Annotated in this window: 17 protein-coding genes and 1 pseudogene; 9 read left to right on the forward strand and 9 right to left on the reverse strand. The window is 72.4% G+C overall.

Annotated elements, in window-relative coordinates:
- Both ACWCSD_RS25875 and ACWCSD_RS25880 read left to right on the forward strand, forming a co-directional pair.
- Nucleotides 1-935: pseudogene (locus tag ACWCSD_RS25875) on the forward strand (hypothetical protein); the annotation flags it as partial.
- Nucleotides 936-1,008: 73 nt separating this feature from the next.
- Nucleotides 1,009-1,362: a hypothetical protein gene (locus tag ACWCSD_RS25880; RefSeq protein WP_352351545.1), complete on the forward strand. Its 354-nt coding sequence runs from the start codon at nt 1,009-1,011 to the stop codon at nt 1,360-1,362.
- Between the two features lie 155 nt (nt 1,363-1,517).
- Here the strand turns inward: ACWCSD_RS25880 and aceA are convergent, their stop codons facing one another.
- On the reverse strand, nt 1,518-2,804 hold the full coding sequence (gene aceA, locus ACWCSD_RS25885) for an isocitrate lyase (protein WP_352351543.1): 1,287 nt from the start codon (nt 2,802-2,804) through the stop codon (nt 1,518-1,520).
- A 267-nt stretch (nt 2,805-3,071) separates the two neighbouring features.
- Here aceA and ACWCSD_RS25890 point away from each other — a divergent pair, with 267 nt between their 5' ends.
- Together ACWCSD_RS25890 and ACWCSD_RS25895 are read left to right on the forward strand one after the other, a co-directional pair.
- Nucleotides 3,072-4,544, forward strand: coding sequence for a helix-turn-helix domain-containing protein (locus tag ACWCSD_RS25890; RefSeq protein ID WP_352351541.1), 1,473 nt, complete (start codon nt 3,072-3,074; stop codon nt 4,542-4,544).
- Nucleotides 4,545-4,578: 34 nt separating this feature from the next.
- The gene (locus ACWCSD_RS25895) at nt 4,579-5,523 is read left to right on the forward strand and encodes a glucosyl-3-phosphoglycerate synthase (RefSeq protein ID WP_397155988.1); all 945 of its coding nucleotides are present in this window, start codon (nt 4,579-4,581) and stop codon (nt 5,521-5,523) included.
- A gap of 238 nt (nt 5,524-5,761) precedes the next feature.
- Here ACWCSD_RS25895 and ACWCSD_RS25900 read toward each other — a convergent pair whose 3' ends face one another.
- The gene (locus ACWCSD_RS25900) at nt 5,762-6,334 is read right to left on the reverse strand and encodes a TetR/AcrR family transcriptional regulator (RefSeq protein WP_397155990.1); all 573 of its coding nucleotides are present in this window, start codon (nt 6,332-6,334) and stop codon (nt 5,762-5,764) included.
- Between the two features lie 87 nt (nt 6,335-6,421).
- Here ACWCSD_RS25900 and ACWCSD_RS25905 point away from each other — a divergent pair, with 87 nt between their 5' ends.
- The gene (locus ACWCSD_RS25905; protein WP_449918550.1) at nt 6,422-7,624 is read left to right on the forward strand and encodes an MFS transporter; all 1,203 of its coding nucleotides are present in this window, start codon (nt 6,422-6,424) and stop codon (nt 7,622-7,624) included.
- A gap of 76 nt (nt 7,625-7,700) precedes the next feature.
- Here ACWCSD_RS25905 and ACWCSD_RS25910 read toward each other — a convergent pair whose 3' ends face one another.
- Nucleotides 7,701-9,017: an MlaD family protein gene (locus ACWCSD_RS25910; RefSeq protein ID WP_449918553.1), complete on the reverse strand. Its 1,317-nt coding sequence runs from the start codon at nt 9,015-9,017 to the stop codon at nt 7,701-7,703.
- A gap of 140 nt (nt 9,018-9,157) precedes the next feature.
- On the opposite strand from ACWCSD_RS25910, the gene ACWCSD_RS25915 reads away from it, so the two are divergent.
- The gene (locus ACWCSD_RS25915) at nt 9,158-10,366 is read left to right on the forward strand and encodes an acyl-CoA dehydrogenase family protein (RefSeq protein ID WP_449918555.1); all 1,209 of its coding nucleotides are present in this window, start codon (nt 9,158-9,160) and stop codon (nt 10,364-10,366) included.
- A 146-nt stretch (nt 10,367-10,512) separates the two neighbouring features.
- On the opposite strand, the gene atpE is transcribed toward ACWCSD_RS25915, so the two are convergent.
- The 5 genes from atpE to ACWCSD_RS25940 all read right to left on the reverse strand — a co-directional run bounded on the left by atpE (nt 10,513) and on the right by ACWCSD_RS25940 (nt 15,353).
- A complete protein-coding gene (gene atpE, locus ACWCSD_RS25920; protein ID WP_352329951.1) occupies nt 10,513-10,746 on the reverse strand; it encodes an ATP synthase F0 subunit C in 234 nt (77 codons plus the stop codon).
- 206 nt (nt 10,747-10,952) lie between these two features.
- Complete coding sequence (locus ACWCSD_RS25925; RefSeq protein WP_449918558.1) at nt 10,953-12,524, reverse strand: M28 family metallopeptidase; 1,572 nt, start codon at nt 12,522-12,524, stop codon at nt 10,953-10,955.
- A 153-nt stretch (nt 12,525-12,677) separates the two neighbouring features.
- The gene (locus ACWCSD_RS25930) at nt 12,678-13,595 is read right to left on the reverse strand and encodes a cation diffusion facilitator family transporter (protein WP_449918559.1); all 918 of its coding nucleotides are present in this window, start codon (nt 13,593-13,595) and stop codon (nt 12,678-12,680) included.
- On the reverse strand, nt 13,595-13,984 hold the full coding sequence (locus ACWCSD_RS25935; RefSeq protein ID WP_387669719.1) for an ArsR/SmtB family transcription factor: 390 nt from the start codon (nt 13,982-13,984) through the stop codon (nt 13,595-13,597). The genes ACWCSD_RS25930 and ACWCSD_RS25935 overlap by 1 nt, the downstream gene beginning before the upstream one ends.
- A gap of 67 nt (nt 13,985-14,051) precedes the next feature.
- Nucleotides 14,052-15,353 carry an aminotransferase class V-fold PLP-dependent enzyme gene (locus ACWCSD_RS25940; RefSeq protein WP_449918561.1) on the reverse strand — a complete coding sequence of 434 codons (1,302 nt, stop codon included), beginning with the start codon at nt 15,351-15,353 and terminating at the stop codon, nt 14,052-14,054.
- A gap of 247 nt (nt 15,354-15,600) precedes the next feature.
- Between ACWCSD_RS25940 and ACWCSD_RS25945 the strand changes: the two genes are divergently transcribed.
- The 3 genes from ACWCSD_RS25945 (at nt 15,601) to ACWCSD_RS25955 (ending at nt 18,485) form a co-directional block, all read left to right on the forward strand.
- Complete coding sequence (locus ACWCSD_RS25945) at nt 15,601-16,059, forward strand: hypothetical protein (protein ID WP_397156003.1); 459 nt, start codon at nt 15,601-15,603, stop codon at nt 16,057-16,059.
- A 90-nt stretch (nt 16,060-16,149) separates the two neighbouring features.
- Nucleotides 16,150-17,241, forward strand: a complete 1,092-nt coding sequence (locus ACWCSD_RS25950; RefSeq protein WP_358301516.1) for a PLP-dependent cysteine synthase family protein — start codon at nt 16,150-16,152, stop codon at nt 17,239-17,241.
- Nucleotides 17,238-18,485, forward strand: a complete 1,248-nt coding sequence (locus tag ACWCSD_RS25955) for an MFS transporter (protein WP_449918564.1) — start codon at nt 17,238-17,240, stop codon at nt 18,483-18,485. The genes ACWCSD_RS25950 and ACWCSD_RS25955 overlap by 4 nt, the downstream gene beginning before the upstream one ends.
- 61 nt (nt 18,486-18,546) lie before the next feature.
- On the opposite strand, the gene ACWCSD_RS25960 is transcribed toward ACWCSD_RS25955, so the two are convergent.
- A complete protein-coding gene (locus tag ACWCSD_RS25960) occupies nt 18,547-19,200 on the reverse strand; it encodes a copper resistance CopC family protein (protein ID WP_449918567.1) in 654 nt (217 codons plus the stop codon).
- Between the last annotated feature and the right edge of the window lie 66 nt (nt 19,201-19,266).

The raw sequence follows: 19,266 nt of genomic DNA on the forward strand, positions 1-19,266 counted from the left end.
CGTTCGGCGGCGGCGAGGCGGACGTGCTGACCCGGCGCATCCTGTTCGACCCGCCGCGTCTGGACGGCGTGCCCGTCCTGCTGCGCCCGGCCGTGGAGGCGGCGCTGGCCAAGGATCCTGCTTCCCGTCCCGGATCGGCCGGCCTGCTGCGGGCGCTGCTGGCCTCCGGGGGCGTGGGCGATCCGTGGGACCTGCGCCGGGCGGTCTCCGACGTGCTGGACGGGAGCTGGGCGGAAGTGCCCTGTCCGGCGGGCGGCGGGGCGGGCGAGCCGGTCACATCGGCGGCGGAACCGGCCGGGTCCGAGCGCGGGAGCAGGCGCAGGAGCAGGGCGAAGGCCGGGGCGCACCTGTCGCACGCCAGCTTCGCCGCGCTGGCCACGGTCTCGATCGCGGCGATCACCGTGATCGCGGCCTCCGGCGGGGACGCCCTGAGCCTCGGCGGCGGCTCGCTGCTGCCCGAGACCGCGGTCGTGCAGCCCCAGGACAGCGCCCGCCCGAGCGATCGGCCTGCGGCGACCCCCGACGGCGTCCGGCCGTCCGTCCACGCGGCGCCCCCGGCGAGCGCGGCGCCCCCGGCGAGCGCGGCGAGCGCGGCCACGCCCGCGGTGTCCGGCACGCGTCTCCGCACGCCGGGCGGGCACGTCGCGAGCCTCACCTCCGAACCCGACCGGTGGTCCGACGACTTCCGCCGGTCCCGCCCGTCCCGTCCCGCCCGCCCGTCCGGCACGTCCGGGCCGGGCGATCTGGGTGATCCGGGCGGGGAGGAGCCCGGTCCGTGCGACGGCCCGGCAGGTCGCCGCCGCGGGGGCGGGGGCCGCCGCGACTGCCCGCGGCCGTCGGGCTCGATCAGCACGATCCCCCAGGACGGCCCCGGCGAGTCGCCCGGCCCCACCGTCTCGGGCCCGGCCACCCCGACGGCCACCGGAGCGTCCTGACCGCGCATGCCTCATGATCGAGGTGAGCGGGGGAAGCGTGGTCCCCCTCCCGCACCCGAGAGCGAGGCCGTACATGAGCTACTACGACATCGAGGGCAACCCCATCAGCCCGGCGCGGGCGCAGGAGCTGCTGGCCGACCGCGCCCGGCGCACGATCGGGGACGACCGCGTCGGCACCGCTGCGGGAACGTTCCGCATCCGCACCCTGCACCTGGTGCTCGACCAGGCCGACGGGGGGACGGTGCCGCTGCTGTTCGAGTCGACCGTGCGCCTGTCGCCGCCCGGCGCCGATCCGGGGACGGGCGGCGAGGAGGTGCTCAGCCTGCACTGGTCCACCAGGCAGCAGGCCGAGGACGCGCACGCCCAGCTGGTCCGCGACATCACCGAGCGGCAGGACCTGCCGTCGTGGGCCCGGGAGGGCGGCTGATCACATGACGGGCATCGAGGACAGGAAAAAGGGGGCCGCGCCGGGCTGGGATCGAAAAGGCAGAAAAATGGGCCGCGCCGGGCTGGGGGAGCCGGCGCGGCCCTTCGCCGGGGGAACCGTCCCATGCCCTGGAGGTGGCCGGCGAGCTCAGCAGATCAGTGGTGGAACTGCTCCTCCTCGGTGGAGCCCTTGAGCGCGGTCGTCGAGGAGTCGGGCGCGACGGCCGTGCTGACCAGGTCGAAGTAGCCGGTGCCGACCTCGCGCTGGTGCCTGGTCGCGGTGTATCCGCGCGACTCGGCGGCGAACTCGGCCTCCTGGAGCTCGACGTACGCCGTCATGCCGTCGGTGGCGTAGCCCTGGGCGAGGTCGAACATCGAGTAGTTCAGCGAGTGGAACCCGGCCAGCGTGATGAACTGGAACTTGTATCCCATGTGCCCGAGTTCGCGCTGGAACTTGGCGATCGTGGAGTCGTCCAGGTGCGCCTTCCAGTTGAACGACGGCGAGCAGTTGTAGGCGAGCATCTGGTCCGGGTAGCGGGCCTTGATCGCCTCGGCGAACTCGCGGGCCACGTCCAGGTCCGGCGTGCCGGTCTCCATCCACAGCAGGTCGGAGTAGGGGGCGTAGGCCAGGCCGCGGGCGATGCAGGAGTCCACGCCGTTGCGCACCCGGTAGAAGCCCTCGGCGGTGCGCTCGCCGGTGGTGAAGGCCTGGTCGCGCGGGTCCACGTCACTGGTCAGGAGCGTCGCGGCCTGTGCGTCGGTCCGCGCGACGATCAGTGAGGGGACGCCGCACACGTCGGCGGCCAGCCGCGCGGCGTTGAGCGTCTTGATGTGCTGGCCGGTCGGGATCAGCACCTTGCCGCCCAGGTGGCCGCACTTCTTCTCGGAGGCGAGCTGGTCCTCCCAGTGCACGCCCGCGGCGCCGGCCGCGATCATGCCCTTCATCAGCTCGAACGCGTTCAGCACGCCGCCGAACCCGGCCTCGGCGTCCGCCACGATCGGCGCCAGCCAGTGCGGCGCGTCCGGCACGCCCTCCGACCAGGTGATCTGGTCGGCGCGCAGCAGCGCGTTGTTGATGCGGCGCACGACGGCGGGCACGGAGTTGGCCGGGTAGAGGCTCTGGTCCGGGTAGGTCTGGCCGCCGAGGTTGGCGTCCGCGGCCACCTGCCAGCCGGACAGGTAGATCGCCTTCAGCCCGGCCTTTACCTGCTGGACGGCCTGGTTGCCGGTCAGCGCGCCGAGGGCGTTGACGTAGTCCTCGGTGTGCAGCAGGTCCCACAGACGCTCGGCGCCGAGCCGGGCCAGCGTGTGCTCCTCCTGGACGCTTCCCCGCAACCGGATGACGTCCTGCGCGCTGTACGTGCGCTCGACGCCCGCCCAGCGAGGGTCGTTCTCCCACTTGTCCTGCAGCTGCTCCGCAGCTCCCTTGAGGCGATCGTTCATCGTTCGCTCCTTTGTCGTCCCCTGGGGCTCACGTCGATGATCTGCCCGGAGGCCGCGGGTCAATAGGCTCCAGAGCTGAGAAGAAGCGTCAAAATTTCCGGGACGTGCATTACTCGTGGGTATTCAGATGAGAAGAAATCGCAAGTTTTCCTGTTGGCCTAGACCAATCCTCATCCCGAACCGCACGCGGCTCTCGCGTACCGCCGCGACGCGCCCTGGGTGGCCAAAGGCTAGAAAATGGGCCGAATTTCTGTCTAAGATGCCTGTATGGCGTCCCTGCTAGGCGAAGAACCGCTGTCTTTGACGCAGGAGCTCGATCTGATCGCGTTCGGCCAGCGTCTGCGCCACCTGCGCAAACAGCGCGGCCTCACCCTGTCGGACCTGGGCTCGCGCGTCAGCAGGGCGCCCAGCCAGCTGTCGCTGCTCGAGAACGGCAAGCGCGAGCCCAAGCTCTCGCTGCTCAAGTCCCTGGCGACCGCGCTGGGCGTCCCCGTCGAGGAGCTGCTGCGCCGTCAGCCGCCCAACCGGCGCGCCCAGCTGGAGATCGCGCTGGAGGAGGCGCAGCGCGACCCCATCTACGCCGGTCTCGGCCTGCCCCGGCTCAAGGTGTCCGCGCGCGTGCCCAACGACGTCCTGGAACACCTGCTCGGCCTGTACGGCGAGCTGCGCGCCCGGCAGGCCCGCGGCACCGCCACCCCCGAGGAGGCCAGGGCCGCCAACGCCGAGCTGCGGCGCAGGCAGCGCGAGGTGGGCAACTACTTCCCCGACATCGAGAAGGCCGCGGCCGAGGCCCTCGACGCCGTCGGCTACCGCACCGGAGCCCTGTCCCAGAGCACGATCCAGGGCCTGGTCACGCACTTCGGCTACACCGTCCACACCGCCCAGGACCTGCCGCGCTCGGTGCGTTCCATCACCGACCTGCGTAACCGGCGCATCTACGTCAAACACGAGCAGCTCGGCATGCACACCCCGCGCACGATCCTGCTCCAGACGCTCGGGCACCTCGCGCTCGGCCACGGCAAACCGCGCGACTTCGCCGACTTCCTGCGCCAGCGCACCGAGGCCAACTACTTCGCCGCCGCCGTGCTCGTGCCCGAACGGGCCGCCGCCCCCTACCTCCAGGAGGCCAAGGCGGCGCGGGCGCTGTCGGTGGAGGACCTGCGGGACGTGTTCGCCGTCTCCTACGAGATGGCCGCCCACCGCTTCACCAACCTGGCCACCCACCACCTGGGCCTCGTCTGTCACTTCGTGCGCAACGACGCCGGTGGCACCATCTACAAGGCGTACGAGAACGACGGCATCGTCTTCCCCGCCGACGAGCAGGGGGCCATCGAGGGGCAACGGATGTGCCTGCAGTGGTCGGGGCGACAGGTGTTCGCCTCGCCCGACCGGTTCTCGGTGTTCTACCAGTATTCCGACTCACCCACCGGCACCTATTTCTGCGTCGCGCACGTCGATCCCTCGCGGGAACGGGACTTCGCGATCACGCTGGGGGTGCCGTACCGGGAGTCGCGGTGGTTCCGGGGCCGGGAGACCACCAACCGCACCAAATCCAGCTGCCCCAACGGCGACTGCTGCCGCCGTCCGCCCGCTGAGCTGGCCGAACGCTGGGAGGGCTACGCCTGGCCGTCCGCGCGGGCCAATTCGCACATCCTGGCCGCCCTGCCGCCCGGGTCGTTCCCGGGCGTGGACGAGGCGGACGTCTATACCTTCCTGGAGCGTCACGCGACCCTCGCATAAGCTGACAAGCGGGGGAACGGGGGAGGTGTCGCACATGCTGCCTGATGTGCGGAAATGGTGGCATCGCCGAACGTCGTGCGCCGCGGACTGGCCGCTGCGCGACCTCGTGGCGGCCAAGGGGGGCACCACGGTGAGCGTGGTCCTGCCGGCCCGCGACGAACGGGAGACCGTGGGGGAGATCGTCCAGGTGATCCGGCGGGAGCTGGACGGCCTGGTGGACGAGCTCGTCGTCATCGACTCGTGCTCGGCCGACGACACCGCCCGCGTGGCGGCGCGGGCCGGGGCCGCCGTGCACGCCCAGCGCGACATCCTGCCCGAGCTCGCACCGCTGGAGGGCAAGGGCGAGGCCCTGTGGAAGTCGCTGGCGGTCACCTCCGGCGACGTGGTGGCCTTCGCCGACGCCGACATCAGGCACTTCCGCGCCTCGCTGGTCGCCGGGGTGCTCGGGCCGCTGCTCACCGATCCCACCGTGGCCTACGCCAAGGGCTGCTACGACCGTCCGCTGAACGGCGCGCCCAACGGCGGCGGCCGCGTCACCGAGCTGGTCGCCCGCCCGCTGATCAACCTGCACTGGCCCGAACTGGCCGGTTTCGTGCAACCCCTCGCCGGGGAGTACGCCGGCCGCCGCTCGGCCCTGGAACGCGTGCCGTTCCTGACCGGGTACGGGGTGGAGCTCGGCCTGCTCATCGACCTGCTGGACCTGGCCGGGCTGGACGGCCTGGCCCAGGTGGACCTGGGCTCGCGCGAGCACGCCCCGCAGTCGACGGAGGCGCTCGGGGGGATGGCGGCCCAGATCATGCTGGCCGCGTGGTCGCGGCTGCGGCGCCAGGGGAAGATCGAGGCCCGTCATGCGCCGGGGGTGGAGCTGGCCCAGTTCCGGCGGTGCGAGGGCGGCCACGACGTCCTGACCCGCCAGATCGCCATCGGCGAACGCCCCCCGATGCTCACCCTGCCCCGCCCCACCCCACCACCTCCGTGAGGCTCCCGCCGCGCACGGCGGTGCCTCCGTAACGCCTCCCGCCGCCTCGGCCCGCCGACGCGGCCGGCTCAGCCGCCCCTGGCCTGCCTTCGGAATGATGCGCCACAGCGGTCGCCCCTCATCGGGACGGTGCCGTGCCCTTGGCCCACCTCTCTGCGGGCTGCGTCGCGCTTGGCGTGCCTTCGTGAGGATTGCGTCGCCGGCCTGCGGCGTCAGCGTGCGGGCGTCCCGTGAGGCGCTATTTGAGGGCCGCTGTCACGAAGGCGCTTATCTGGTCGCGGATGGCGTCGTGGTCGTCGGCGTCGTCGCCCAGCATGATGCGCCCGAGCTGCGGCATCATCGACGGGAACAGCGCGAGCCCGGTCAGCATGAACAGCGTGCGCGCCGTCGCCTTCGACGGCTGCTCGCCGCGCCCCTCGGCCAGCGAGGCCGCCTTGCGCGCACACCGCTCGACCCTGGCCTCCTGGCCGGGCAGCAGCTCCTGGCCGCGGTAGTTGAGCGCCTCCCACATGAGCAGCCGGACCAGGTCGGGATGGCGCCGGTAGTAGTCGGTCAGCCGGGCCACGTAGTCGACGGGGTCGGCGCCGGGCAGGGCGATCTGCGACGTCAGGTCGTCGAGCGCCTCGTTGATGACGGCGTCGAACAACTTCTCCTTGTTGCCGAAATGCCCGTAGATGCGCTCTTTGTTGACGCCGGCACGCTCCGCGATGCGATCCACGCGCGCCCCCGCCACGCCGTACGCGGCGAACTCCTCGCGGGCGGCTTCGAGCAGGGCGGCCCGGGTGGCGGCGGTCGAGACCTTGGGTGACATGCCACCATTCTGCCACCAACAACTAGTTGGTTGAAAACCAACTAACTAGTTGACGTCCAACTGGTTGGTTGGCTACCGTCCTCTCCCATGGCACTCACGCTTTCCCGTACGGCGGCCGCTCCGGCCATCCGTACCGATTACGCCCGCTTCGGCCGCACCCTGTTGGCGTTCACCCTCACCGCGGTCCTGTGCAGCGGCCAGTTGTACATCGTGATCCCCCTGCTGCACGACATGGCGACCGGCTGGCACGCCTCACCCGGCGGCCTGACCTGGCTGGTCACCGCGTTCGGCGCCGGCTACGGCATCGGGTTCCTGGTGTTCGGCCCCCTTTCCGACCGGTACGGCCGCCGCCGCCTGCTGATGGCCGGTCTGCCGCTTGCCGCGTTGACCAGCGCGTTGGTGGCGTTGAGCCCGAACGTCGAGGTGGCCCTGGTGTTGCGTGCCCTGCAGGGGGTGGCCGTGGCGATGTTCCCGCCCGCCGGCATGGCCTACCTGGCCGAACGGCTGGAGCCGCGGCGCCGTGTGATCGCCATCGCCGCGGTGACCGGCGCTTTCCTGGCCTCGGCCGTGTTGTTGCAGGTCGCCGCACAGGTGCTGGTCGAGACGATCGGCTGGCGGGGGCTGTTCCTGCTGTCGGCCGCCGGCTTCGCCCTCGCCGGGCTCGGCCTGCGCGCCGTCATGCTGCCCGACCTGCCGCGCGAGGCGGCGGGGTCGCTGCTGTCGGCCTACCGCGCGGTGCCCGGCCTGCTGTTCGACCGGGTGCTCGCGCTGCGCTACCTGGCGACGGTCATGCTGATGGCCGGGTTCGTCGCCGTCTACACCGGGTTGCAGATCTACGGCGGCACGTCCGCCGCCGACCTGCTCACGTTGCGCGCCTCCGGGCTGCCCTCGATCGTGCTGATGCCGGTGCTCATGCCGTGGCTGGCCCGGATCCCCACCACGGCCAGGGCCGCCGCGTTCCTGGCCGTGGGCGCGCTCGCCCTGGCGGCCGTCGCGTTCAGCGGGGCCGGCGCCCTCGGCCTGGTGCTCCTGCTGGCCGTCTACGTCGCCGCCATCACCGGCGGCCTGCCCAGCATGAACGAGGCCATCTCCGCCCAGGCCGGACCGGCCCGCGGCACGGCGCTCGCGCTGTTCTCCTTCGCGCTCGCCGTCGGCGGCAGCGTCGGCCCGCAGCTCGCGGCGGCCTTCGGCGGGTTCACCCCGCTGGTGTACGGCCTGGCGATCGGCATGGGCGTGGCCGCCCTGGCCGTCCTCGCCTCCGCCCATCGCTCCACCCGTATCGCCCGCTGACCCGGCCCGACCCGTCCCCCAGGCCCCCACTGGACGCCGACCCGGCGCCTGATGGGGGCCGGTCTGCGTGAGGCGGTCAGCGGATCGTGACGAGCCCGCCGAGCGACAGGTCGGGGCGGTCGACCCGCACATCGGGCAGCAGCCACGACGTGTCGATCGCCACGGTGTCGTTGAGCGCCCGCGCCAGGGGGTTGAGCGCGCCGAGCAGCGACTCGCAGCCGCCGTCCATGGAATGGGCCAGCGAGCACAACCACATCGCGACGTCGTCGGTCTGGCCGTTGAGATTGAACCGGGCCCGGAACGTCGCGCTCACGGGGTCGTAGGCGTTGTTCGCGTTGTTCAGGGCGAGCGGCGCGGTGTCGAGGAACGTGCCGATGGACGCGCGCTGACGTACCAGCAGGGTGGTGAGGTGGGCGAGATCGCGGGTGTTGGCGGCGATCTCACCCCTGTTGTCCTCGACGAAGTCGGCGACCTGCGTGAGCGTGGAGGACAACTGGCCCAGCACCGCGCGCAGCTCCTCGCGCTCGCCGTCGAGCTGCGCCGACACGCCCGCCAGGTCCTTCATGAACGCCCGGATCCGCGCGTCGTCGCGGGCCATCGCCCCGGTGATCGTGGCCAGGTCGCGGACGGTCTGAGCCAGGTCGTCGCCGTCGCCGGCCAGCACGGAGGCCGCGTCGGACAGGCCCCGCACGGTGGCCCCCACCGTCTCGCCCTGCCCGCCGAACGTGCCCGCCGCGACCCGCAACAACCGCGCCAGCGCCCCACGCTCCTCCGCCGCCACACCATCCGCCCCCGGCCAAGGCGAACCGGGCCGCGGGGAGTTGGGCCGTGGGAAACCGGGCCGCGGGGAGTCGGGCCGCGGGGAGTCGGGCTGAGGGGTGTCGGACCGGGGGGAATCGGACCGGGGGGAATCGGACCGAGCGGAGCCGGGCCGTGGAGAACCGGTCTGAGGCGAATCGGGCTCGGGCGAGACCGGTGGGGCGAGGGCCGCGGTGAGCTGGTCGTAGCCGCGTAACGCCTCGTCGATCTCGACCGGCGAGCGGGTCCGGCCCAGCGTGCCGCCGTCCTGGAGCACGGGCCCGCCCCGGTACGGCGGCGTGAGCTGCACGAACCGGTCGGCGATCAGCGACCGCGCGACGATGACCGCCTGCGCGGCGGCCGGGACCTTGCGCCCGGCGTCGAGCGCCAGCTCCACCTGGACCTGCGCGCCCGCCGGGCTGACCGCGGCGACCCGCCCGACCCGCACCCCGAGGACCCGCACGTCGGACCCCGGATACAGCCCCACGGCGGCGTCGAAGTAGGCGACGGCACGGACGCCCGCGACCGGCCTGAGCAGCAGATACGCCGCCCCCAGCGCGAGGACGGCGAGAAGTGCGGCGAGCCGGCGGTCCATCGGCCTTCCTCGATCGACATGGGCGTACGGTGACCAGAACATTACCGTGAGTCGCCGGGCCGTCGCACCTTTCGGCCGAGCCCTACTCGCCGGTAGGGTGTTACCGACGGTAACAATGGAACGGCCAGGGAGTGGACACGATGACCGGGTTCTGTCCGGAGCTCAGTGACGACGTGATCGAGGTGCGTGACTGGGTCCACGCGTTCGCCCGCGACGTGATCCGCCCCGCGGGCGCCGAATGGGACGAACGCGAGCAGACCCCTTGGCCCGTGATCCAGGAGGCGGCCAAGATCGGCCTGTACTCGCTGGACTTCTTCGCCACCCAATGGTTCGAGCAGAGCGGCCTGGCCCTGCCGGTGGCGTTCGAGGAGATCTTCTGGGGGGACGCCGGCATCGGCCTGTCCATCGTCGGCACCGGCCTGGCCGCCGCCGCGCTGTCCGCGAACGGCACCCCGGAGCAGCTGGGGGAGTGGCTGCCGCAGATGTTCGGCACGGAGAACGACGTCAAGCTGGGCGCCTTCTGCGCCTCCGAGCCCGACGCCGGCTCCGACATCGGCGCCATCCGCACCCGCGCCGTGCCCGACAACGGCGACTGGGTGCTGAACGGCGTCAAGACCTGGGCCACGAACGGCGGCATCGCCGATGTGCACGTGGTCGTCGCCTCGGTGGACCCGTCCCTGGGCACCCGCGGGCAGGCCAGTTTCGTCGTCCCGCCCGGCACGCCGGGCCTGTCGATGGGGCAGAAGTTCCGCAAGCACGGCATCCGCGCCTCGCACACCGCCGAGGTGATCCTTGAGGACGTGCGCGTGCCGGGCTCGTGCCTGCTGGGCGGCAAGGAGAAGCTGGACGCCCGCCTGGCCAGGGTCCGCAACGGCGAACGCGCCGGCGAGCAGGCCGCGATGCGCACGTTCGAGACCACCCGCCCGTCGGTCGCCGCGATGGCCGTCGGCATCGCCCGCGCGGGTTTCGAGTACGCCAGGGACTACGCCCGCGAACGCGAGCAGTTCGGCCGCAGGATCGGCGACAACCAGGCGATCGCCTTCCTGCTCGCCGACATGGCGACCCGCGTCGACGTGGCCCGCCTGCTGACCTGGCGCGCCGCCTGGATGGCCCGCAACGGCAGGCCGTTCGAGCAGGCCGAGGGCTCGATGTCGAAGCTGGTGGCGGGCGAGACGGCGGTGTGGGTGACCGAACAGGCGATCCAGATCCTCGGCGGCGCCGGCTACACCCGGGAACACCCGGTGGAACGTTTCCACCGCGATGCCAAGATTTACACGATTTTCGAGGGCACGAGCGAGATTCAACGGCTCATCATCGGCCGCGCGGTAACCGGCCTGCCCGTGCGCTGAGGAACGTCCGCTGAGGAACGTCGGCTGAGGAACGTCGGCTGAGGAACGTCCGCGGAGGAATGGTCGTGGGGGTGGCGTGACTCCGGGGCGGTCATCGCCACCCATCTTCAGCTCGAATTCGCCATTCGCGTCGCGGAACGCGGCGATTACTTGAGGAACTGGAAGATGAACGGCGCCACCAGCCCGATCAGGGCCAGCGCCTCGGTGAGGACGAAACCGAGCAGGATGTTCTGGCGGATCAGCGGATACGCCTCGGGCTGGCGGGCGATGGCCTGCACGCCCTGGCCGAAGATGATGCCGACGCCCACGCCGGGGCCGATCGCGGCCAGGCCGTAACCGATGGCGGTGATGTTGCCGGAGACTTGAGCGAGTACGTGCATTGCGCCGCCTTTCTGGCGTCCGGTGAAGCAGTGAATCGCTGGTCTGCTTGCATTCCAACCCGGGGACGCGAGAAAGAAAATATGGCGTTTCTCCAATTTCTCCGCAAAATGCTCGTTGATCAGCGTACTGGACAAATCGATCTACATGTAGAACGCGTGAGCGGATCCTTCCGTGCGCCCGGCGCGGGCGCACGGAAGGGCCGGAGTCAGCGGGTCTCCCTGCCTTCGACGGTCGCCTTGAGGGTGCTTGTGGCGGTCCGGGCCTTGGCGGCCGGCCGGGCGGTGTCGGGGCCGGGCAGGTCGCGGCTGTAGGCGTAGACGACGGCCGCCGTGGCGACCGCGCCGGTGTTCAGCGCGAGCGCCTTGTCGTTGATGTTGGCGATGGTGTCGCAGGCCTGGTGGTAGCAGGGGTCGTAGGGCTGTCCGGCGGTGCCGCCGAAGATCGCGGCCTCCTCGGGCGTCTTGATGCCCTCGGCGCCGGTGAACACGCCGCCGGAGGGGATGCCGGCCTCGATGAACGGGCCGTAGTCGGAGCGGCCGTCGAAGTCGGTGCCGTTGTGTCCCTGGTGCAGCAGGTCGAAGTACTTCTCGTAGAGCTTCTCGATCTCGTCGGAGCCGGGCGGGCCCGCGGGGGCGCCGACGCCGTCGGAGTCGTCGCCGTCGTAGATCTTGAAGGCGTAGTTGGTGGAGCCGAGCATGTCGTAGTCGAGGAAGAGCTTGATCTTGGACAGCTCGGCCGCGGGCAGGGTCTCCACGTAGTGGATCGATCCGAGCAGGCCCAGCTCCTCGGCGCTCCACCAGGCGAAGCGCAGCCGGTTGCGGGTCGGGATCTTGCCCAGGGCCTCGGCGACGGCGAGCGTGGCGGCGGTGCCGGAGCCGTCGTCGTTGATGCCGGGCCCGGCCGGGACGGAGTCGAGATGGGCGCCGGACATGACCACCTTGTTCGGGTCGCCCCACTTGGAGTCGGCGATGACGTTGTAGGTGGTGCGCATCTCGCTGACGGTGTCGGTCTTGATGTGGATCACGCCGCCGGTCGTGGCCAGTTCCAGGCCGACGTCGAAGCTGGTGCCCAGCACGGGGATGGTGACGGGCGTGCCGAGGTTCCCGCGCAGGGTCGCGGTGCGGCCCGGCTGGCCCTCGTTGAAGACGATCACCGCCACGGCCCCCGCGGCCTTGGCGTTGTTCGCCTTGACCACGAAGTCGCAGGTCCCGCGCTGCAGCAGCGCGATGTTGCCCGGCGTGAACCCGGCGAAGTCGGCCGCCTCGCACCCGGAGTTGGACGTGCTCGGCGTCGGGCCGGGCGGCAGGACGAGGTCCACGTTCTGCAGCGACGCGGTGACCTCGCCGGACCCGGAGTACGTCATGGTGGCGAACTCGCCGACGGAGGAGCCGTCGGGCGGGGTCGGGGTGAAGACGCGCGGGCTGGGGGAGACGCGCTCCATCAGCGCCGTGGACTTCTCCTGGAAGTAGGCGATGTCGAACGGCTGGAGGGTGACGTTGTAACCGGCCTTCTTGAGCTTGGCCGCGACGTAGTCGCGCGAGGCCAGGTGGCCGCTGGTGCCGGCGGCGCGGTTGCCGTTGTTGGCGTCGGCGATGCTCTGTAACGCCTGAAGGTGTTTCTTCACCGCCGGCGCGGTGACCGAGTCGATCAGCTTCTTCTCGGCCGGGGCGGGCGTGGGGTCCGCCTGCGCCGCGGTCGGAAGGAGAGCCAGAGGCAGGGACAGTGCCGCGGCCGTCGCAAGGACGCGGAAGGCGCCTCTGCGCAGGGTGATGCGCATACGAGCTCCTCGAACTGAGATGAAACAGGTGTCTTTCCCGATTCAGCGGCCCAGGAGAATACATAAGCCGACAAATCCACCCGTGGGAAGAATTTGAGTCGTCCAATGTTGGACAAGTGCATCGTGGGGACGGCAGGGCCGGTGCGCCGCCCGCTACCAGCCCAGTTCGTCGCAGCCCTGGTGGTCGACCGGCTCCACCTGCAACGTGGCGTGCGCGATGTGGTGGCGCTGCCGCAGCACGTCGCGGGCCCGGTCCAGGACGGCGTGGTTGTCGCCCGGCTCGGCGGTGACCAGGTGCGCGGTGGCCACGTTCATGCCGGAGGTGAGCGTCCACAGGTGCAGGTCGTGCACGTTGTGCACGCCGTCGATGGCGGCCAGGTCGGCCGCCACGGCAGCGGCGTCGATGCCCTCGGGCACGTGCTGCCCGAGCACCGCGAACACCTGCCGGCCGAGCGAGATCGCGCGGACGGCCACGAACACCCCGATGGCCAGCGCGACGACGGTGTCCCAGAACGCCTGCCCGGTGGCGGCCACCAGCCAGCCGGCCACGATGACGCCGACCGAGCCGGCGGTGTCGGCCACGACCTCCAGGTAGGCGCCCTTGACGTTGAGGCTCTCGCTCGCGCCCGAGCGCAGCAGGAGCAGGGCCACGAGGTTCACCACGAGGCCGATGGCGCCGACGACGAGCATCGGGCCGGAGGAGACCTCGGCGTTCCCGCCGATGCGGCCGATCGCCTCGATCACGACGTACAGGGCGACGCCGAGCATCAGCACGACGGCCAGCAGTGAGGCGAACATCTCGGCCCGGTAGGAGCCGTAGCTGCGCCGGCCGGTGGTGTCGGGGCGAGCGGCGATCCTGGTGGCGACCAGCGCCGCGCCGAGCGTGACGACGTCGGCGGCCATGTGCCCGGCGTCCGACATCAGGGCCAGCGACCCCGAGAAGAGGCCGTAGCCCAGCTCGACCAGGAAGAACGCGCCGATCAGGACGAACGAGACCGCCAGCCGCCAGCGGTGCCGGGCCCCGGCGTGCCCCTGGGCCTGTCCGTGTCCGTGCCCGTGTCCGGCGCCCATCACGACGTCCCTTCGCGTTCGGGGTGGATGGCCTCGGTGTGCTCGGTGTGAGCCAGCGCCAGGTCGAGCAGCATCCGTACGTGCGGATCCTCCAGCCGGTAGTACGCCATCCGCCCCGAGCGGCGGGCGGCCACGATGCGATGGGCGCGCAGCAGGCGCAGCGCGTGGGAGACCGCCGACTCGCTCTGCCCGGTCACCGCCGCCAGGTCGCACACGCACAGCTCGCCGTCCAGCAGGGCGACCAGCAGCTTCAGCCGGTTGGGGTCGGACAGCAGGCCGAAGACGTCCGCCGTGTCGGCCAGGTCCGCGGCGGCGGGCATGCGCTCGTGCACGGCCGCGACGCGGTCGGCGTCGACCACCTTGACCGCGCAGCCGTCCACGGCCAACACATGCTCATCTGAAGAACTGTTCACATGTCTAACTTAGCGGGACATGTCGGTGATCTGTCAACCTGTCTCAGGCCCGCAGCCGCGGGGTCAGCCGCCGCAGCGCCGCCGCCAGCCGGTCCACCTGCGCCGCCGAGGTGAACAGCGCCGGGGTGACCCGGACCGCGTCGCCACCGGCCATGCCCGTGCGGGCGACCGTGTAGAGGCCGTAGGCGTCCAGCAGGGTGGCGGCGACGGCCTCGTTGTCGGCCGTGGAGGTGCGGCCGGCGATGCGGAAGGCGGTGATCGCGCCGTACATGCCGGGCTCGTCCGGGGTGAGGATCTGCAGGCCCGGCAGGTCGCGGACCTGGCTCACCCAGCGGTCGCGCAGGTGCCGCAGCCTGGCCTGCTTGACGGCCGCGCCGAGCCGCAGGTGGAAGTCGAGCGCGTCGGGGACCGTGAGGGGCGCGGCGACGTCCATGGTGCCCGAGTGGACCCGCGAGCGGATGTCGCCGGCCGGGAAGCTCTCGTCGCCGAAGACGGGCTCGATGTCGGCCAGCCGGTCCCGGCGGATGTAGAGGAACCCGGTGCCGAGGGGCGCGCCGATCCACTTGTGCAGCGAGAACGCGGCGAAGTCGGCGTCGAGGGCGGGCAGGGTGAAGTCGAGCTGCCCCCAGGAGTGGGCGGCGTCCACGACGACGTCCACGCCGCGCTCGCGGGCCATCGCGACGATCTCCCGGACCGGCAGCACCAGGCCGGTGCGGTTGTTCATGTGCGACAGCAGGAGCAGCCGGGCCCTCGGGGTGGTCCGCAGCGCCCGCTCGTAGGCGTCCAGCGCCGCCTGCCGGGTGGCGGGCTCGGGGAGGACGAACCGGGCGACCGTGGCCGCGCGCCGCCCGGCCAGCCAGTTCATGGTGTGCTGGGCGGCGGGGTAGTCCAGGTCGGCGTAGAGCACGGCGTCGCCGGGCCGCAGCCGCCGGTAGCCGGAGATGAGGTTCTGCAGCGCCTCGGTGCCGCCCCGGGTGAGCGCGATCTCCGCGCGGGTCACGCCGAGCAGCGCGGCGATCCGGTCGCGCACCTCGTCGGCCCTGGCCTTGTACGCCGTGCGCAGCAGGTGGGAGTTGCGGGCGTTGAGGACGTCGACGTTGCGGTGGTAGGCGCGCCGGACCGGCTCCGGCATGATCCCGTAGTAGCCGTTCTCCAGGTTGACGAAGTCGCCGCTGACCCGGAACTGCCCGGCCACACCCGCCCAGAAGCGTTCGTCCCGGGCCAGGCTCGTGGCGTCGGCGGCGGCGGCCTGCGGGAGCGCCTGGGGGAGCGCCTGGGGGAGCGCCTGGGGGAGCGCGGCCAGCGCGCCGGCCCCGGCGATGACCGCGCGTCTGGACAGGGCCATGAGACACCCCCAAGGTCGGGCGGCGCGGAATCGGGGCCGCGCCGGCGAATGCCAGTGTCGCGGAGATGCCGCCGCGCGGCGAAAACGGCTCGCCGTCGTTCCCGCCATCCGGCGGGAAATCAAGGGCGTCGAACCGGAGATCTGGAAGCGGTTGGCGGCGGCGATTCCCGTGCGCCGGGAATTTCTTTACCTCGGCCTTGGCCTTTTCCCGGCGCGCCGCGCCGCGTGCCGGGCATGATCTGCGGTGATGCTCACGTCCAGGTCAGCCCGCGCGCTCCGCCCGCCCGCCTCGGGGGCCGGCCGGTGGTGGCCGCGCGCGATGCTGGCCCTCGCCCTGCTGATCACCGTCGTGTTCGCGCACGGCGGCGCGTGCGCGGCCGTCGAGCTGTCCGAGCGGGCCCAGGGCGGCCCCGCGCCGTCCGTCCAGAGCGCCCACCTCGACGTGCATCGGCACGTCAGCTGGTTGTCCGGGCGGATGCCGGTGCGCGACGCCGGGTGCCTGCACGGCGAGCTGCCGCCGGGCCACCTGCACGGCACCGAGCAGGAGTGCGCGGCGACCGCCGCCGCCGCGCCGCCCGTGGCCGCCGTCCCCGTGCTCGCCGCCGGGCCCGCGGCCGTCGTGTCCGGGCCCGTACGACCCGCGCCGCGGGCCGCCTCGCGACAAGCCGTTTCAGGCCGCGAAAATCTCCGCGTGATGCGCATATAGGACGCGCGTCTTTCGCCGTCGTCCTTTTCCACCGCGCCCGCGGCGTCTTCCGTGCCGCGCGGACGCCGTTCATCTCGGGGATAACAACCAATGTCGTACGACACTTTGCCGCGCCCTGACATTCTGCCCGCCATCGGAAATTCGGGTATTTGCGTCACCGTCGGAAACACACCGCTGGCGTTCGTCGCCGCGCCGTTCGTCGCGGACGGCGGCGGCTTCTGGGCCAAGCTGGAGGGCTTCAACCCGGGCGGCATCAAGGACCGGCCCGCCCTGCACATGGTCCGGCAGGCCCGCGCCCGGGGCGAGCTGGCCCCCGGCGCGACCATCGTCGAGTCCACCAGCGGCACCCTCGGCCTCGGGCTGGCCCTGGCCGGCATCACCTTCGGCCATCCGGTCGTCCTGGTCGCCGACCCCGGCATGGAACCGCTCATGCAGCGGCTGCTGGCCTGCCACGGCGTACGGCTGGAGATCGTGCCGGAGCCGCATCCCACCGGCGGCTGGCAGCGGGCCCGCCGCGACCGGGTCGAGGAGCTGCTGGCCGAGCTGCCCGGCTCGTACTGCCCCGACCAGTACGGCAACCCGGACAACGTGGCCGCCTACGCCGGGCTGGCCCGCGAGCTGCTGTCCCAGCTGCCGCACATCGACACGCTGGTCTGCTCGGTCGGCACCGGCGGGCACAGCGCGGGCATCACCCGCGAGCTGCGCCGCCACCTGCCCCGGCTGCGGCTGGTCGGCGTCGACACCGTCGGCTCGACCATCTTCGGGCAGCCCGACCGCCACCGCCTGATGCGCGGCCTGGGCTCCAGCATCCACCCCGCCAACGTCGCCTACGACGCCTTCGACGAGGTCCACTGGGTGAGCGCCGCCGAGGCGGTGTGGGCCTGCCGCACCCTGGCGGCCCAGCACTACGTCTCCGGCGGCTGGAGCACCGGAGCCGTCAGCCTGGTGGCGCGCTGGCTGGCCGGACGGGCCGGGCCGGGCGGCTGCGTCGTCGCCGTCTTCCCCGACGGGCCCTGGCGCTACTGGAACACCGTGTTCGACGACGGCTACTGCCGCGCCCACGGCCTGCTCGGCGTCACCCCGGCCGACGCGCCCGACGAGCTGGACGACCCCGCCGAGCGCGAGGTGCGCCGCTGGACCCGCTGCGCCGCCGTCCGCGACCCGCTGGCGGGCCGGCGATGAAGGCCACGCTGGCGCAGTTCCGCTCCTTCGACCGGCCGATCCGGCTGCTGCAGATCAACCAGGCGGGCATCAACATCGGCTTCTACATGCTGATGCCCTACCTCGCCCAGCACCTGTCGGCCGGCGCGGGGCTCGCCGCCTGGACGATCGGGCTCATCCTCGGCCTGCGCAACGCCAGCCAGCAGGGCATGTTCCTGATCGGCGGCACGCTGGCCGACCGGTTCGGGCACAAACCCATGATCATGGCGGGGTGCGCCCTGCGTACCGTGGGGTTCGCGCTGTTCGGGCTCACCACGTCGCTGCCGCTGCTGGTGGCGGCCGCGGTGATCACAGGACTGGCCGGTGCGCTGTTCAACCCGGCCGCCCGCGCGTACCTGGCCGCCGCGGCGGGGCCGCGCAAGGTGGCGGCCTTCGCCGTGTTCAACGTGTTCTACCAGGGCGGCATCCTGCTCGGGCCGCTGCTCGGGGTGCTGCTCCTGGCGGGCGGGTTCACCGCGGTGTGCCTGGGGGCGGCGGGGATCTTCGCCGTCCTGACCGTGTTGCAGGGGTTCTACCTGCCCGCGCGGCCCCGGGAGCCGGGGCGGGCGCGGCAGCCGGTGCTGCGGGCGTGGCGGCAGGCGTTCGGTGACCGCGCGTTCGTCTCGTTCGCGGCGTCGATGATCGCTTCGTACGCGCTGTCGTACCAGATGTACCTCGCCCTGCCGCTGCAGGTGCAGCGAGCCGGCGGCGGCCAGTGGGCGGTGACCGCCCTGTACGCGGTGTCGGCGCTGCTCGGCATCGCCGGGCAGGTGCGCCTGACCGCCTGGTGCGGCGAACGGTGGAGCCGCGGACAGGCGATCACCCGCGGGCTGGCCCTCATGGGGACGGCCTTCCTGCCCATGGTCGCCGCCGCGCAGCTCCACCTGCCGCGGGCGGCGACGCTGACGGCCGCGCTGCTGTGCGCGCTGCTGCTCGGCGCCGGGACGCTGGTGGCCTTCCCGTTCGAGATGGCCACCATCGCCGACATGGCGGGCGAGGAGCTGGTCGGCACCTACTACGGCCTGTACAACCTGGCCTCCGGCGCGGGGATCCTGGCCGGGAACCTGCTGTCGGGCGCGCTGCTGGACGTCGCCGCCGACGCGGGCTGGGCGGGCCTGCCCTGGTTGTCACTCACCTTCGCGGGGCTGGTCTCGGCCCTGGCGGTGGCCCGCCTGGAACACCGCAGGGCCCTCCGGCCGCGCCTGCCGGCGGCCATGGCCACCTAGACCGCCCGCGACCCGGCCAGGGGCTGGGGTCGCATGGCGACCTGGAGCGCCCGCGACCCGGTCAGGGCCTCGGGTCGGCGTCCCCGGTGGTGCGCTTGCGGCGGCCGGCCACGACGGTCGCGGCGCCGCCCGCGACCAGCGCAGCCGCCGCCACCCACAACCAGCCGGGCACGCCGCCCGAGCCCGTGTCCGCCTCGGCCTGGGCGACCGGTGACGAGGAGGCCGCCGGGGCGACCTCGGCCGAGGTCCCGGTCGAGCTCGGGGTCTCGGACGTGGTCTCGGTCGGGGTGGTTTCGGGCTCGCTCGCGGTCGGGGTGGCCGGGGCGGTGACGGTGAAACGCAGTTCGCCGGCGATCGGGTGGCCGTCGGAGGAGACCACCCGCCAGGCCAGCCGGTACTTGCCGGGCTCCAGCGGCGCGGCCGGCTCGGCCTTCACCGTGACGCCCTGGGCCCGCGGCTTGCCCAGCGGCAGGTTCTCGCCCGCCGGGCCGTCGAGCACGAGGGTCGGCAGGGTCATGCGGGAGGTGAACTCCAGCTCGATGCTCTCCACCTGCGCGAGCTTGGCGCCGTCGGCGGGTGAGCTGCTCTTCAGCCGGTCATGGGCCAGCGCGGCGGGCGCGGCGGCCAGCAGCAGCAGGACGGCGCCGCCGACGGCGACACCGGCACGAACGGCCGCCCGGAACGGGCGACGCGCGGGACGAAGGGAAGGGGTCACTGCGAACTCCGAGGTTCCTGGATCCGGCTCGATCGCCGGATGGACATGCGGTCCGGCGCGCGACGG

The organism is Nonomuraea sp. NPDC001684 (assembly GCF_053596515.1).